The organism is Luteimonas viscosa (assembly GCF_008244685.1).
In the GTDB taxonomy this organism is placed as follows: domain Bacteria; phylum Pseudomonadota; class Gammaproteobacteria; order Xanthomonadales; family Xanthomonadaceae; genus Luteimonas; species Luteimonas viscosa.
The window spans coordinates 1,460,228-1,474,796 of the sequence record NZ_VTFT01000001.1; the positions used below are offsets into that span (position 1 = coordinate 1,460,228).

Annotated in this window: 12 protein-coding genes and 1 tRNA gene; 9 read left to right on the forward strand and 4 right to left on the reverse strand. The window is 70.9% G+C overall.

Annotated elements, in window-relative coordinates:
- Positions 1 to 33 precede the first annotated feature (33 nt).
- The 3 genes from FZO89_RS06620 (at position 34) to FZO89_RS06630 (ending at position 2,131) form a co-directional block, all read left to right on the forward strand.
- Positions 34 to 795 carry a DUF72 domain-containing protein gene (locus FZO89_RS06620; RefSeq protein ID WP_262378552.1) on the forward strand — a complete coding sequence of 254 codons (762 nt, stop codon included), beginning with the start codon at positions 34 to 36 and terminating at the stop codon, positions 793 to 795.
- Positions 788 to 1,516, forward strand: coding sequence for a DNA-formamidopyrimidine glycosylase family protein (locus tag FZO89_RS06625; protein WP_149102501.1), 729 nt, complete (start codon positions 788 to 790; stop codon positions 1,514 to 1,516). The genes FZO89_RS06620 and FZO89_RS06625 overlap by 8 nt, the downstream gene beginning before the upstream one ends.
- A 267-nt stretch (positions 1,517 to 1,783) precedes the next feature.
- Positions 1,784 to 2,131, forward strand: a complete 348-nt coding sequence (locus tag FZO89_RS06630; RefSeq protein ID WP_149102502.1) for a nuclear transport factor 2 family protein — start codon at positions 1,784 to 1,786, stop codon at positions 2,129 to 2,131.
- Between the two features lie 231 nt (positions 2,132 to 2,362).
- Here FZO89_RS06630 and FZO89_RS06635 read toward each other — a convergent pair.
- Positions 2,363 to 2,438, reverse strand: a tRNA-Ile gene (locus tag FZO89_RS06635).
- A gap of 209 nt (positions 2,439 to 2,647) precedes the next feature.
- Between FZO89_RS06635 and FZO89_RS06640 the strand changes: the two genes are divergently transcribed.
- Together FZO89_RS06640 and FZO89_RS06645 are read left to right on the forward strand one after the other, a co-directional pair.
- Positions 2,648 to 3,202 (forward strand): ECF-type sigma factor, encoded by a 555-nt coding sequence (locus FZO89_RS06640; RefSeq protein ID WP_149102503.1) that lies wholly within the window; start codon positions 2,648 to 2,650, stop codon positions 3,200 to 3,202.
- Complete coding sequence (locus FZO89_RS06645; RefSeq protein ID WP_149102504.1) at positions 3,199 to 5,967, forward strand: serine/threonine-protein kinase; 2,769 nt, start codon at positions 3,199 to 3,201, stop codon at positions 5,965 to 5,967. Before FZO89_RS06640 ends, FZO89_RS06645 begins: the two co-directional genes overlap by 4 nt.
- Positions 5,968 to 6,027: 60 nt before the next feature.
- On the opposite strand, the gene FZO89_RS06650 is transcribed toward FZO89_RS06645, so the two are convergent.
- Positions 6,028 to 7,050 (reverse strand): hypothetical protein, encoded by a 1,023-nt coding sequence (locus FZO89_RS06650; RefSeq protein ID WP_149102505.1) that lies wholly within the window; start codon positions 7,048 to 7,050, stop codon positions 6,028 to 6,030.
- A 322-nt stretch (positions 7,051 to 7,372) separates the two neighbouring features.
- Between FZO89_RS06650 and FZO89_RS06655 the strand changes: the two genes are divergently transcribed.
- Entirely contained in the window at positions 7,373 to 8,827 is a 1,455-nt protein-coding gene (locus tag FZO89_RS06655; RefSeq protein WP_149102506.1) for a peptidoglycan DD-metalloendopeptidase family protein, read from the forward strand.
- A gap of 81 nt (positions 8,828 to 8,908) precedes the next feature.
- Here the strand turns inward: FZO89_RS06655 and rpoD are convergent, their stop codons facing one another.
- Together rpoD and dtd are read right to left on the reverse strand one after the other, a co-directional pair.
- Positions 8,909 to 10,768, reverse strand: coding sequence for an RNA polymerase sigma factor RpoD (gene rpoD, locus FZO89_RS06660; RefSeq protein ID WP_149102507.1), 1,860 nt, complete (start codon positions 10,766 to 10,768; stop codon positions 8,909 to 8,911).
- A gap of 178 nt (positions 10,769 to 10,946) precedes the next feature.
- Positions 10,947 to 11,387, reverse strand: coding sequence for a D-aminoacyl-tRNA deacylase (dtd, locus tag FZO89_RS06665; protein ID WP_149102508.1), 441 nt, complete (start codon positions 11,385 to 11,387; stop codon positions 10,947 to 10,949).
- 219 nt (positions 11,388 to 11,606) lie between these two features.
- Here dtd and FZO89_RS06670 point away from each other — a divergent pair, with 219 nt between their 5' ends.
- Genes FZO89_RS06670 through FZO89_RS06680 form a run of 3 tightly spaced genes read left to right on the forward strand, consistent with a single transcriptional unit; the run spans position 11,607 to position 14,564 of the window.
- A complete protein-coding gene (locus tag FZO89_RS06670; RefSeq protein WP_149102509.1) occupies positions 11,607 to 12,527 on the forward strand; it encodes a lauroyl acyltransferase in 921 nt (306 codons plus the stop codon).
- Complete coding sequence (locus FZO89_RS06675) at positions 12,524 to 13,054, forward strand: PH domain-containing protein (RefSeq protein ID WP_149102510.1); 531 nt, start codon at positions 12,524 to 12,526, stop codon at positions 13,052 to 13,054. The genes FZO89_RS06670 and FZO89_RS06675 overlap by 4 nt, the downstream gene beginning before the upstream one ends.
- Positions 13,038 to 14,564: a PH domain-containing protein gene (locus FZO89_RS06680; protein ID WP_149102511.1), complete on the forward strand. Its 1,527-nt coding sequence runs from the start codon at positions 13,038 to 13,040 to the stop codon at positions 14,562 to 14,564. The genes FZO89_RS06675 and FZO89_RS06680 overlap by 17 nt, the downstream gene beginning before the upstream one ends.
- Positions 14,565 to 14,569 lie beyond the last annotated feature (5 nt).

Below are 14,569 nucleotides of genomic sequence, written 5' to 3' on the forward strand. Positions count from 1 at the left end.
TCCGGGCCGGGCCGGTAACCCGGACGACATCGCGTGCGCCGGGTGCGGGTGGGCTGCGCGGGCTGGTCGATTCCGGGCCGTCATCGCGCGCTGTTCGGCGAGGGGGACAGCATGCTCGCGCGCTATGCCACGCGCTTCGACGTGGTCGAAATCAATTCCTCGTTCTACCGACCGCATCGTCGGGAGACGTACGAGCGCTGGGCTGCGTCGGTACCGCGCGGCTTCCGCTTCTCGGTCAAGCTGCCACGCACCATCTCCCACGAACTGCGGCTGCGTGGCGCGGGACCGGCGCTGGACCGGTTCCTCGGCGAGGTCGAAGGCCTCGGCGGCAAGCTCGGCGGGTTGCTGCTGCAACTGCCGCCGAGCTTCGCCGCCGACCTGCGCGATGCGTCGAACTTCCTGCGCATGCTCCGCCGCCGCAGCGATGTTCCGCTGGCCTGCGAGCCGCGGCACCCGAGCTGGTTCGATGCACGGGTCGACGCGCTGTTCCAGCGCCACGCGGTGAGCCGCGTCGCCGCCGATCCGGCGCGCCTTCCCGCCGCCGCGCGGCCCGGCGAAGGCGCGGGCTGGCCGTACTGGCGCTGGCACGGCGCGCCACGCACGTACTACAGCGCCTACACCGACGATGCGCTGGCGCAGCTGGCTGCGGGCGTCGCCGCCGTGCGCGGCACGCAGGCGCCGTGGGTGATCTTCGACAACACCGCGCATGGTCATGCCGTCGACGACGCCGCGCGGTTCCAGTCCCTTGTCGAGAGCGGGCGTCCGGCGCGCGGCAGGGAACGTCCGCGTGCCTGAAGGTCCGTCCATCGTCATCCTCCGAGAGGAAGCTGCGAAGTTCCGCCGCCAGACCGTGCGCAAGGTGTCGGGCAACAGCTCGATCGACCTGGAGCGCATGCAGGGCCGGCGCGTGGTCTCGCTGCGCAGCTGGGGCAAGCACTTCCTGGTCGAGTTCAGCGGCTTCAGCCTGCGCGTGCACCTGCTGATGTTCGGCACGTACCACATCGACGAACCGAAACCGAAACCACCGCGGCTGGCGCTGGAGTTCGACAACGGCACGCTGTACTTCTACACCGCCTCGCTGAAGTACGTCGAAGGCCCGCTCGACGACAGCTACGACTGGCGCGCCGACGTGATGTCGCCAGACTGGGATCCCGCGCTGGCGCGGCGGAAGCTGCGCAGGCAGCCGGACACCCTCGCCTGCGACGCGCTGCTCGACCAGGACGTGTTCGCAGGGGTCGGCAACATCATCAAGAACGAAGTGCTGTTCCGCATCGGCGTGCACCCGGAATCCCCCATCGGCGCGCTGCCGCCGCGAACGCTGACGCGGCTCGTCGCGCAGGCGCGCGAGTACAGCTTCGACTTCCTCGAATGGAAGAAGCGCTACGTACTGCGCCAGCACTGGCTGGTACACCGAAAGCGCGATTGCCCGACCTGCGGGGCGAAGCTCGCCAAGGCGAAGCTGGGCATGCGCGAGCGATGGGCGTACTTCTGCGTGCGATGCCAGCAACTGTACTGACGTGCGCTTCGGGGGCGTGGCTTCGCGGCTGGCCTCCGGCCCCGATCAGCGTCCACGCCCACGCCCACGCCGTGACACGGCGTGGACGTGCGGATCACTACCCTCGCTCCGGCACCTGGGATGACGGTCCTCGCGACCAGCGAACGCACACCGGCCACGCACCCTGCTCCGGTGCACCACAGCCTCGGATCGGCGCTGGCGTCACCGTGAATGCAGCCCGATCACCGGCATGAACAACCGCCCACCCTGTCGAGCATGGAGATCCCGATGTCCGAGCAGAACAAGACCACCCTGCAGACCGCGAACGCGGCGATCCGCCGAGGCGACAACGAGGGCTTCCTGGCGTTCTGCACCGAGGATATCCAGTGGACGACGGTGGGCGGCGAAACGCTCGATGGAAAGCAGGCCGTCCGCCAATGGATGCGCGCGAACTACACGAAGCCGCCGCGGTTCACCGTCACCGACCTCGTCGCCGAAGGCGAGCTGGTCGTCGCGATCGGGGAGATCACCATGGGCGACGAGGCCGGAAATGAAGTCACCAGTGCGTACTCCGACATCTGGCGCTTCCGCGACGGCCGGATGGCGGAACTGCGGGCATTCGTCATCGAGCGATAGCCGTTTTCCCAGGCATGCTTGCGGCGTGCCACGGGCATGACCGCGAGCACGCCGTGTGCGGTGCGGTACCGGAACCACAGTCCGCGGCGCCGGCACCTTCCTTCGGGGAATCCACGAACGCCCGGGCCGCCTGCGGGTGCCGGCGGTCGCGGCCGTAGAGACAGGGACCCGTCGAACACCTGCCACCAGAGCTCCGGTAGCAGGCGCAGGTCGCCCTCATCGAGGAGCGCTTGGTGGGCCCACCAGGACTCGAACCTGGAACCAAGGGATTATGAGTCCCCTGCTCTGACCATTGAGCTATAGGCCCGCACGCCGGCCATTATCACCGCAGCGCCGCGGATGCGCATTCGGGCAGCTTTGCCTGGCGAAGGGCCAGCCGGGGCGCGCGGCGCCCGCTACGCCGCATGTCGCCGCCAGGACGGTTCCCGATCCCGCGTCGACGACGCTTTGCGCACCGTCCCCACCGGGCGTAGAGTCCCGTGACCGCCCGCGGGGTGCAGTGGCGTTTGCTTGCGCATGTCCAGCGAAATCACCCGGTTGCTGCAGGAGCACCATCGCGGCGACCGCGAGGCGTTCGACCGGGTGGTGCCGCTGGTATTCGAGCGCCTTCGCGCGATCGCGCGCGGCCAGCTGGCGCGCGGCGGCGGCCGCGGCGCCACCATGGACACCGGCGTGCTGGTGCAGGAAACCTACCTGCAGCTGGCCGACGAACAGGGCGTGGACTGGAACGACCGCGGGCACTTCTTCGCGATCTGCGCGCGGGCGATGCGTCGCATCCTGGTGGACCACGCGCGCATGCGGCATGCGGCCAAGCGCGGCGGCGGGCTGCAGGCGGTCACGCTCACCGCGGACATCGCCGCGGTCGACGACCGGCTCGAACTCGTGGCCGGCGTGGACCGCGCGCTGGACGAGCTGGCGGCGTTCAACCCGCGCCTGGCGCAGGTGGTGGAATGCCGCTTCTTCGCCGGCATGAGCGAGGAGGAAACCGCGATCGCGCTCGACAGTTCGCTGCGCACGGTGCAACGCGACTGGATGCGCGCACGGGCGTGGCTGCTCAAGGCGCTGGGATGAACGCCGGCGGCGATCCGCGCGCCGAACTCGACCGCTTGTTCGACGAGGCGCTGCAGCGCGAGGGCGTCGAGCGCGCCGCATTCCTCGACGCGGCCACCGCAGGAAGGCCGCAACTGCGCGCCGAGCTGGAAGAACTGCTGGCGCTGTGCGGATCGCAGGCGCCCGCGCTCGAACCCGGCGCGCTGCACGACGAGGGCCTGTGGCGCTCGCTCACCGACGATGACGAAACCGGCGCGAACGCCACCACCGACGCGCAGGCCGGGCGCCGCATCGGCACCTGGACCCTGCGCCATGAACTCGGCCACGGCGGCATGGGCACGGTGTTTCTCGCCGAACGCAGCGGCGACGGGTTCGCGCAGCTCGGCGCGCTCAAGCTGATCCGCGCGGGCGTGGATACCTCTGCGTTCCTGGCGCGCTTCTCGCAGGAGCGCCGGATCCTCGCCGGCTTCAACCATCCCGGCATCGCCCGGCTGCTCGATGGCGGGCAGGATGCGGACGGTCGGCCGTGGCTGGTGATGGAATACATCGAGGGCGAACCACTCGACCGCTACTGCGACCGGCATCGCCTCGACGTGGCGCAGCGCATGGCGCTGTTCCTGCAGGTCGCGCGCGCGGTGGCGCACGCGCACCGGCACCTGGTGGTGCATCGCGACCTCAAGCCCTCGAACATCCTGGTCGACGCCGATGGCCAGGCCAAGCTGCTGGATTTCGGGATCGCCAAGATCCTCGCGCCGGAGGGCGTCGACCCGCCCGACCCGCCGGACGCGCAGACCGCCGTCGCCACCCGCATCTTCACCCCGGAATACGCGGCCCCCGAACAGGTCCTGGGCCGGTCGGCGACCACCGCGGTCGACGTCTACCAGCTCGGGCTGCTGTTGTACGAACTGCTTGCCGGGCGGCGCGCCTTCGATCGCGCCGACGACGCCGTACGCCGCGCGCACGAGGGCATCGAGCCGCCGGCGCCCGGCAGCCTGGCGTTCGACGCCGCGGCCTGCGAAACGCGGCGGACCACGCCGCGCGCGCTGCGTCGCGCCTTGCGCGGCGACCTCGACACCATCGTGCTCAAGGCGTTGCGTGCATCGCCCGAACGCCGCTATGCGACCGCCCAGGCGCTGGCCGACGACATCGTGCGCTGGCAGGAGGGCCTTCCGATCCAGGCGCGGCCCGAGAGCGTGCGCTACCGCGCGACGAAATTCGTGCGCCGCCACCCGGTCGGCGTGGCGGGCGCGGTGGCTTCGTTGCTGCTGCTGGTGGCGTACGCCGCCACGGTGACGATGCAGGCCGAAACCATCGCCCGCGAACGCGACCGCGCCCGCGCCGAGGCGGCCAAGGCCCAGCAGGTGAAGGCGCTGGTGCTGCGGCTGTTCGAGAACGCGGACCCGCAGTCGGGCAGCGCGCAACTGAGCGCACGCGAGCTGCTCGATCGCGGCTGGGCCGGCATCGAGGCCGAACTGGGCGATCAGCCCGAGGTCCGGATCGAGCTGCTCGACACCGTGGCCGAAGCCTACCGCCAGCTCGGCCTCTACGATCATGCGCAGCCGCTGCTCGATGCGGCGGTGGAAGCGGCCACGACGCAGGCCGCCGCGCACCCGGCGCTGCTGCCGCGCGCGTTGCGCAGCAAGGGCCGCCTGCGCAGCGACCAGGGCGACTACGCAGAAGCGGGCGTATTGTTCGACCAGGCGCTCCAGGGCTACCGCGCGCTGCATGCCGGCGCCCATGCCGACATCGCCGATACGCTCGGCGACCTCGGCCTGCTCGCGTTGCGCGAGGGCCAGTGGCCGGACGCCGAAGGGCGTTACCGCGAGTCGCTGGCGATGCGCCGGCAGCTGTTCGGCGACGAACATGTCGACGTTGCCGACAGCCTCGACCAGCTCGGCGTGGTGATCCGCCACCAGGGCGACTATGCCGGCGCCGAACCGCTGCTGGCCGAAGCGCTGGCGCTGCGCCGGAGGCTGTTGCCGCCGCACCACCCGATGCTCGCGCGCAGCCTGTCCAACCTGGCGCTGGCGCACAACGACCTCGGCCGCTACGACGAAGCCGAAGCGCTGTACCGCGAGGCGATCGTGGTGATGGCGCACAGCCACGACGACCGCCACCACCGCGTCGCCGCGATCAAGAACAACCTGGCACGCGTGCTGCAGGTGCGGCGCGACTATCCCGCCGCCATCGCCCTGTTGCGCGAAACGCTCGATATCCGCCGCGAGGCCTTCGGCGAACGGCATCCGAACGTCGCCCTCAACCTCAACGACCTGGGACGGCTGCTGGCCGAATCCGGCGATGCGGACGCCGCCGCGATCCATTACCGCCAGGCGCTGGACGCCTATCCGGCCGACCATCCCTGGCGCTCGGCCACGGTGTTCAACCTCGGCCTGCTGGCGGAGGAACAGGGGGATCTCGCCGCCGCCGAGCGGCACTACCGCGAGGCGCTCGAGACCCAGCGGCGCGACTACGGCGAGGACCACGACCGCGTCGGCACCGACCTCAACCGGCTGGGCGTGGTGTTGCAGCGGCAGGGTCGCCTCGACGAGGCCGAAACCAGCCTGCGCCAGGCGCTGGCGATCTACCGCAAGCGCCTGCCAGAAGCGCACCCGCGGCTCGCCGCGGTGCTGCTGCCGCTGGGCGAGCTGTTGCTGGAACGCGGACGGCGCGCGGAGGCCGAACCGCTGCTGCGCGAAGCGCTGGGTGCCCTGCAGGGTGCGTTCGGCGACGAGGATCCGCGCACGCTCGAAGCCGCGCAGGCGCTGGCACGCGCCGAACGCGGCTGAGATCGGGATCGGCGCGACCGGGAGCCCCTGGCGCCCCGGCCGCGTCGATGCCGGGTCCGCTCAGCCGCAGTTGCCTTCCACCGTCACGCGCACGCGCCGCAGGTTGTTGGCCTCGTCGCTCTCGGCGACGTTGCCGGGCGCATCGGCATGCACGTAGAGCATCCAGGTTCCCGGCGCGAGCGAGAGATGGCCGTCGGAGAGGCCGGCCTCACCCGCCGCCAGCGCCGGCAGCGCCTTGGTCGCGAGCACCTCGCCGTCCTGGGTGTCGCGCATGATCCGGTTCGCGGTCGCGCCCGAGGCCAGCTGGCCGTCGTTGCGGGTGCGATAGAGATAGCGGAAGCCGCAGCGGCCGAGCCTGCGGAACGCTGCCGACGCCGCCGACACCGTCGCTTCGGTGCCCCAGGGAATCGACTGGTCGCCGAGGCGGAAGTTCGCGACCAGGGCCAGATCGGCCGGACCCACGGCTGCCTTCAGCTGGATCGGGCCGCCCTGGTCGCGGTCGGCCTGCGGGTTCGGCTTCAACCCGACCTGCCCGGGCAGGCATCCCAGTACCGGGTTCACGCCAGGCGACACCGGCTTCCAGCCACTGGGGCAACCGGCGGGCGGCGCGGCACTGCCGGGACGCGGCGTGAGCACCAGGTTGGCGGGCACGCAGCGCAGCGCCGGGTTCAGGCCCTGCGGCGCGGGCTTCCAGCCCGAGGGGCAGCCCGGCTGCGGCCCGGCCGCGCGGCGGGTGGGCGCCGCGAGGTTCGAGGGCTGGCAGCGCAGGATCGGGTTCACTCCGGGGGCCACCGGCTGCCAGCCGGTGGGGCAGCCCGGTGGCGGCGCCTCGATGCCGGGGCCCAGGGTGGCGGTGTAGTTGTCGGGAAGGCAGCGCAGTGCCGAGTTGAGGTTCTGCGGCACCGGGCGCCAGCCTTCCGGGCAACCGGGCGGCGGCGCGGCACGTTGCGGCGCGGCGGTGCGGGTCTGCGCGTTCGCCCCCAGGGTGGCGAGCGAGAGCGCGAGGGCGAGGGTCGCCAGCGCGGCTCGCGGCGGCAGGACCGGACGCAGTGTCGGGGCGATCTGGCGGGAAATCGTGGTCATGACAAGCTCCTGTGGAAGGGGTGACGGTGTGGAACCGGTTCGAATCCGCGCCGGCCATGACCGGGGGTTCGGTCTGTCAGTCGTACCGGGCGGGGAAAACCCGCCACCTCTCATCGCCAGGCGCCCTGCCGCGGTTCATGGCGCGGTCGGCGGTTCGGCCTTTCCCCCGGGAAAACGCGGGTGCGCAGCGGAACAGGCCGCCCCGTGGTGCGCCGCCAACCCGCGGTGGCGGGTTCTTGCGGAAGACCGCGACTAGGGAACTGCGGACCGCGACGCGCCGCGTCCAGCAGCGGCCGCAGCCACCCATCACCGGAGCACGACCATGAACCGCACGTTCCTCCCTCTCACCGGCCTGTGCCTGGGCGCCTGCGTACTGCTGGCGCCGGGCCACGCCCGCGCAGAAGACGACGCCCCCGCAACGGCCACGGCCAACCTCGCCATCGCGCCGATGGAAAAGACCGCCGGCCTCTACCGGATCCCCTACGCCGACGGCACCGCGGTCCGGATCGGCCGCGACCACAACACGCATACGCCCAAGGGCCGCTACGACATGAACGGCAGCGGCGGCGGCACCTACCGGATCGTGGCCGCGGCCGACGGCCGCATCACCCACATCGAGGACCGCTACAGCGCGCGCCTGTCCTGCAAGGGCCTGCCGGACAGCGAGAAGAAGAACAACTACGTCTGGATCCGGCACGCCAACGGCGAATCGACCAAGTACAGCCACATGACCAAGGGCTCGAGCAGCGGCAAGGCGAAGCTCAAGGTCGGCCAGTTCGTCAGCGCCGGCACCTACCTCGGCGACCAGGGCGAGGTCGGCTGCGCCGGCGGCCCGCACCTGCACCTGGAAGCCGCGGTGCTGCGCGCCACCGACCCGATCACCGAAGTCGGCGGATTCGTGCGCGACAACGCCGGCAGCAAGCGCAACCGCGTGATGCGCGTGTGCGGCGCGCCGGGAGGCGTGTTCGCCGCCGGCCAGACGCTCACCGCGCGCAAGGTGCCCGGCGCGATCAAGCCCGGCGCCGCCGAAGTCGCGCGCCACGGGGTGCCGGCAGGCGACTACCAGTGCCTGTTCGACCAGGCGGTGGCCTCGGGTTACATGCCCGAGTGGATCGACGGCTTCGAGGTCGGCGGCAAGGCCTACTACAACGTGGTGTTCCGGCCGAAGGCCGGCACATGGGCGGCGTTCCACGGGCTGACCGGCAGCCAGTACCAGCAGCGGTTCGACCAGTACAGGCGCCAGGGCTATCGCCCGCACCAGGTCGAGAGCTACCCGGCCGGCCGCGGCGTGCGCTACGCGGTGATCTTCCGCAAGCAGGCGGGTCCGCAATACTCGGCCTATCACGGGCTGACCGCGGCCCAGCACCAGCAGCGCCTGGACACGCTCACCGGCGACGGCTACCGGCCGCGCAACGTCTCGGTCGTCTCCAGCGGCGGCCAGCGCCGCTACACCGCGCTGTACGACAAGTCCGACCTCGGCAGCTGGCAGTCGAAATCGCAGCTCAGCGCGGCCGAGTACCAGCAGGCGTTCAACGACAACGCGAAGCAGAAGCGCCAGCTGGTCTACCTCAACGGCTACACCCACGGCGGCCAGCCGTACTTCAGCGCGATCTGGAGTTCCAGACCCACCGGCGCCCAGCGCGCGCGCCACGGCCTGACCTCGGCGCAATACCAGGCGGAATGGCAGGGCGCGACCGGCAGCGGCCTGCGCACGCGCGCCGTCACCGGCTACGGCGTCGGCAACACGGCCCGCTACGCAGCGTACTGGAGCAGGTGAGCGCTCGCGAACGGGTCGCCTGAAAGCAGGAACCCGCCGATCGGCGGGTTCCTGTCGTCACGCATCACCGCACCGGCGGCATCAATCGATGTCGAGGAAGCTGCGCAACTGCTCCGAGCGCGAGGGGTGGCGCAGCTTGCGCAGCGCCTTGGCCTCGATCTGGCGGATCCGCTCGCGGGTGACGTCGAACTGCTTGCCGACTTCCTCGAGGGTGTGGTCGGTGTTCATGTCGATGCCGAAGCGCATGCGCAGCACCTTGGCCTCGCGCGGGGTCAGGCCGGCGAGCACGTCGCGCACGGTTTCCGACAAGTTGATGTTGGTCGTGGCTTCGATCGGGGAATCGACGTTGGTGTCCTCGATGAAATCGCCCAGGTGCGAGTCCTCGTCGTCGCCGATCGGGGTCTCCATCGAGATCGGCTCCTTGGCGATCTTCATGACCTTGCGGATCTTGTCCTCGGGCATGTCCATTTCCTTGGCCAGCTCCTCGGGCGTGGCCTCGCGGCCGTACTGCTGGAGCATCTGCCTGGAAATGCGGTTGAGCTTGTTGATCGTCTCGATCATGTGCACCGGGATGCGGATGGTGCGCGCCTGGTCGGCGATCGAGCGGGTGATCGCCTGGCGGATCCACCAGGTGGCATAGGTCGAGAACTTGTAGCCGCGGCGGTATTCGAACTTGTCCACGGCCTTCATCAGGCCGATGTTGCCTTCCTGGATCAGGTCGAGGAACTGCAGGCCACGGTTGGTGTACTTCTTGGCGATCGAGATCACCAGGCGCAGGTTGGCCTCGACCATTTCCTTCTTGGCCTTGCGCGCCTTGGCTTCGCCATAGGCCATCGCCCGGTTGATCTCCTTGAGATCGCCGAGCGTGACCATCATCGCCTTCTCGACCGAGAGCGTGGCTTCCTGCTCGGCCACGATCTGGTCCTTGACCTCGCGCATGCCCGACGACCACTTCTGCTTGCGCTTGAGCACGTCGTCCACCCAGCCCAGGTTGGTCTGGTTGCCTTCCCAGGCGCGGATGAAGTCCTTGCGCGGCATCTTCGCCACGCGGGTCGACAGGTCGAGGATGCGGCGCTCGTGGTCCTTGATCTCGCCGACCACGTCGCGCAGCTTGCGCACCAGCACGTCGGTCAGCGGCAGCGGCAGCTTCAGGGTGACGAAGATCTCGGCCATCTCCTCGCGCAGCTTGAGCACCGGCTTGGCTTCGGCGCCATTCTTGGCGTAGGACTTCTGGAACTTCGCGTAGAGCGCGGCCAGCGCCTCCATGCGGCGCGCGACCTCGGCCGGATCCGGGCCGGTGGGACCGGCGTCCTCGGAATCGCTGTCGTCGGAATCGTCGTCGTCGCTGTCGGAATCGTCCGTGGTGGCGGCGTCGTCGGCGACGGCGGCGACCGGGACCTCCTCGGGCTCCTCGAGGTCGTTGAAGCCGACCACGATCTCGGCCAGGCGCTTCTTGCCGGCCTTGTGCAGTTCGTAGTCCTCCAGCAGCAGCTGCACCGACCACGGGAAGCTGGCCAGCGAGGACAGCATCTGGTTGAGGCCTTCCTCGATGCGCTTGGCGATCGCGATCTCGCCCTCGCGGGTGAGCAGCTCGACCGTGCCCATCTCGCGCATGTACATGCGCACCGGGTCGGTGGTGCGGCCGCCTTCGCTGTCGAGCGCGGTCAGGGTGGCGGCGGCTTCCTCGGCGGCGGTGTCGTCGACGTCGCGGTTGCCGGTGGAGTCGCCGGTGAGCAGCAGCGATTCGACGTCGGGCGCGATCTCGTGCACCTCGATGCCCATGCCGTTGATCATGCCGATGATGTCCTCGATCTGCTCCGGATCGACCAGGTCGTCGGGCAGGTGGTCGTTGACTTCGGCATAGGTCAGGTAGCCCTGCTCGAGCCCCTTGGAGATCAGGAGCTTGATGTCGGACTGTTCGGCTGGACGTTCGTTCGCCATGAGGCGCGCACCGTGGAGAAAAGTGAACCCGTAATTATACCATCGCCCCCGGCCGGATCCTGCCCGGAGGCCTGCAACCCGGGCGCTCATCGGCCGGGCTGACGATCATATGGGGATCCGGGCTGGCGGTTTCCAGCCGGGCCTCGTCGCGAAGCCCGGCCGGCCTGCGATCGGGCGCTCACGCCCGCAGGAGGAAGGTCACCGGGCCGTCGTTGAGCAGGCGCACGGCCATGTGGGCGCCGAAACGGCCGGTCCCGACCGGGGCCGGATGCCGCGCGCGGCATTCAGCCAGCAGTCGGGCGAACACGGCCTCCGCCTCGGCCGGCGCGGCCGCCGTGCTGAATCCCGGGCGCATGCCCGAGCGGGTATCGGCCGCCAGGGTGAACTGGCTGACCAGCAGCAACCCGCCGCCGGTGTCGGCCAGCGACCGGTTCATGCGCCCCTCGTCGTCGGCGAACACCCGGTAGCCGAGCAGGCGGGTCGCCATCCGCGCCACCTGCGGCTCGCCGTCGCCGGGTTCCACCCCGACCAGGGCCAGCAGGCCGGGGCCGATGCAGCCGACGACCTCGTCCTCGACGCTCACGCTGGCTTCGGTCACGCGCTGGATCAGGGCGAGCATCGGGAATGGGGAATGGGGAATGGGGAATGAGGCAGAGGATGCCAGAGCGGAAGCCTAGGGCTTTGTGGAGGTGGCGGGTTTGAACCCTTCTCCCTGCGGGAGAAGGTGGCGCGAAGCGCCGGATGAGGGAGCGGCGGAGCGGTACAGGTTCAATCACCGCGCAAGGCGCTAGGCGATGGCTCGCGCTGCAGCGCCCATCCCCGTCGCTACACTGGCGCGATGACGGATCTCGTCGCCCGCCTGCTGTATGCCCTCGCCGCCGCGATCGGACGCCTGCCGTGGCCGGTGGTGCGCCGGCTGGGCGATGCGCTGGCCTGGGTGTGGCTGCGCACCGGCGCGCGCGAGAGCACGGTGGCGCTGCGCAACCTCGAACTGGCCTATCCGGAGCTGCTGCCGTCCCAGCGCGAGGCGCGGCGGCGCGAAATCCTGCGCAGCACCGGCCTGCAGACGCTGGAAACCGTGCGCCTGTGGACCCGTCCGCACGCACGCAACCTGCAACTGATCCGCGAAACCCATGGCGAGGCGCTGTTCGACGCGGCGTTGGCCGCGGGCCGCGGACTGATCGTCGCCGCGCCGCACTTCGGCAACTGGGAACTGCTCAACCAGTGGCTGGCGGCGAAGACCCCGCTGGCGATCCTCTACAAGCCGCCGGAGTCCGCCATCGGAGAAGCCTTCCTGCGGCGCGTCCGCGCCGATGCCGACGCCGGACGCGTGACCCAGGTGCGCGCCGAAGGCGCCGGCGTGCGCCAGCTGTACAAGCGGCTGCAGGGTGGCGGCGTGGTCGGCATCCTGCCCGACCAGCAGCCCAAGGGCGGCGACGGCGAGTTCGCGCCGTTCTTCGGCGTGCAGGCCTCGACCATGACCCTGCTCGGCCGGCTGGCGGGGCGCAGCGGCGCGACCGTACTGTTCGCCTGGTGCGAGCGCATCGGCCACGGACCGGCTTACGCCTTGCGGATCGAAGCGGCCTCGCCGGGCATCGCCGATCCGGACCCGGCGGTGGCCACCGCCGCGCTCAACGCCGATGTCGAGCGCATCGCCCGCCGCGATCCGGCGCAATACCAGTGGACCTACAAGCGCTTCAAGGCGCGGCCGCCCGGCAGCGGCGAGACCCACCCCTACGCCGACCTGGAGCGTCGATGACCGTGTCCGAAGCCCCCGAAACCGGAAGAGACGCCGCGAGACCCGCCGCATCGCCGGACGGCTGGCAGCCGATGCCACGCGCCGCACGACGCCTGTTCGTGCTCGGCAACCTGCTCGGTTTCGGACTGCTGGCGCTGGCGCTGCTGGTGCCGATCGGGCTGCTGCTGCGCGACACGCCGCTGGCGCTGCCGCTGGCACTGGCGGTGCTGGTCGTGCTGCCGGCCTGGGGCGTGTGGCTGGCGTACCGGCAGTACGCATGCACGCGCTGGCGGCTGGACGCACATGGCTACACGCTGCGCCGCGGCCGGCTCTGGCAACGCGAGACCTTCGTGCCGAGGAGCCGGGTGCAGCACCTCGACCTGCAACGCGGCCCGATCGAACGCCGCTTCGGCCTGTCGACCTTGGTCCTCCACACCGCCGGCACGCGCCACAACGCCGTGGCCACCGCCGGCCTGGCGGCGGACGATGCGGAATGGCTGCGCGACCAGCTCGCGCGCTGGATCGAAGCCGATGACGACGACGCCTGATCCTCCGCCGCTCGCGGCGGAACGCGAACGGCGGCTGCACCCGTGGTCCTGGCTGTTCGTGCTGATCGGCTCGGTGCGCCAGTTCCTGGTGCCGCTGGCGGTGCTGGTGATCTTCGGCGGCCGCCGCGAGGAAGGTGTGCAACTGCTGGTGGCGGGCGCCGTCGTGCTGGTGCTGGCACTGGTGTCGGTGTGGCGCTACTTCACCTACCGCTACCGCATCGACGGCGACAGCCTGATCGTGCGCAGCGGCCTGCTCGAGCGCAGCCTGCGCCAGGTGCCGTTCTCGCGCATCCACAACGTGGAACTGCGCCAGACCCTGCTGCACCGGCTGTTCGGGGTGGCCGAGGTGAAGCTCGAATCGGCCGGCGGTACCAGGCCGGAGGCGCAGATGCGGGTGCTCAAGCTCGACGACGCGCTGGCGCTGGAGCGGTTGATCCGGCACCGCGGGCGCGATGTCGCCGGCCCGGCGCAGGGCGAGGCGGGTGGCGCGGCGGAAGGCGACACCCTGCTGGCGCTGTCCAGCGCCGAGATCGTGCGCCTGGGACTGATCTCCAACCGCGGCATGATCGTCGTCGGCGCCGCACTGGCGCTGAGCTGGCAGGTATTGCCGGAGAACATGGTCAAGCGCGCGTTCGACCTGGTCTGGCGGGAGGCGTTCGGCTATGTCGAGCATCTCGATGGGGGCTCGTGGGCGACCGCGCTGGCGATCGCCGGCGTGGTGGCGCTGGCGCTGGTGCTGGTGCGGCTGTTCTCGGTGCTGCTGGCGCTGGTGCGCTACCACGGTTTCCGTCTGCAGGCGCACGGGCGCCGGCTCACGGTCGAGCGCGGCCTGCTGGCGCGGGTGCGCAGCAGCGTGTCGCGGCGGCGGATCCAGGCCTGGACCCTGCGCGAGGGCGTGCTGCACCGGTGGTTCAGCCGCCGCTCGCTGGGGATCGACACCGCGGGCGCGCAGGCGGAGGGCAGCGAGGCGCAGTCGCGCGATCCGCCGGAGCTCGCGCCCATCGCCACGCCCGAAGCCTGCGACGGCCTGCTGCGCGAACTGCTCGGCGACGCTGCCTGGCCCCCGGAGGGCTGGCAGCCGCTGCATCCGCGCGCATGGCAGCGCCTGCTGGTCGGCGATGCGGTGTTCGCCGCGCTGCTCGTCGCCGGCCTGTGCTGGTACCTCGGTCCCTGGGGCCTGCTCGGCCTGCTGTGGCTGCCGTGGGGCTGGCTGCTGGCGACCCGGCACGCGCGCTTCGCCGGCTACCACGCCGACGCGCGCCTGGTGGCGGTACGCGAAGGCTGGTGGTCGCGGCACTGGCGCTTCGCCGAGATCGACAAGCTGCAGGCGCTGCAGTTGCGGCAATCGCCGCTCGACCGCCGCTTCGGCATGGCGTCGCTGTGGCTCGACACCGCCGGCGCCGGCGCGGCCTCGCAACCGCTGCGGATGCGTTACCTGCCCGAGGCGCAGGCGCGGGAACTGTATGCCGGACTCGGGCGCGACGTCGCGCGCAGGCAATTGCGCTGGTAGGCCGA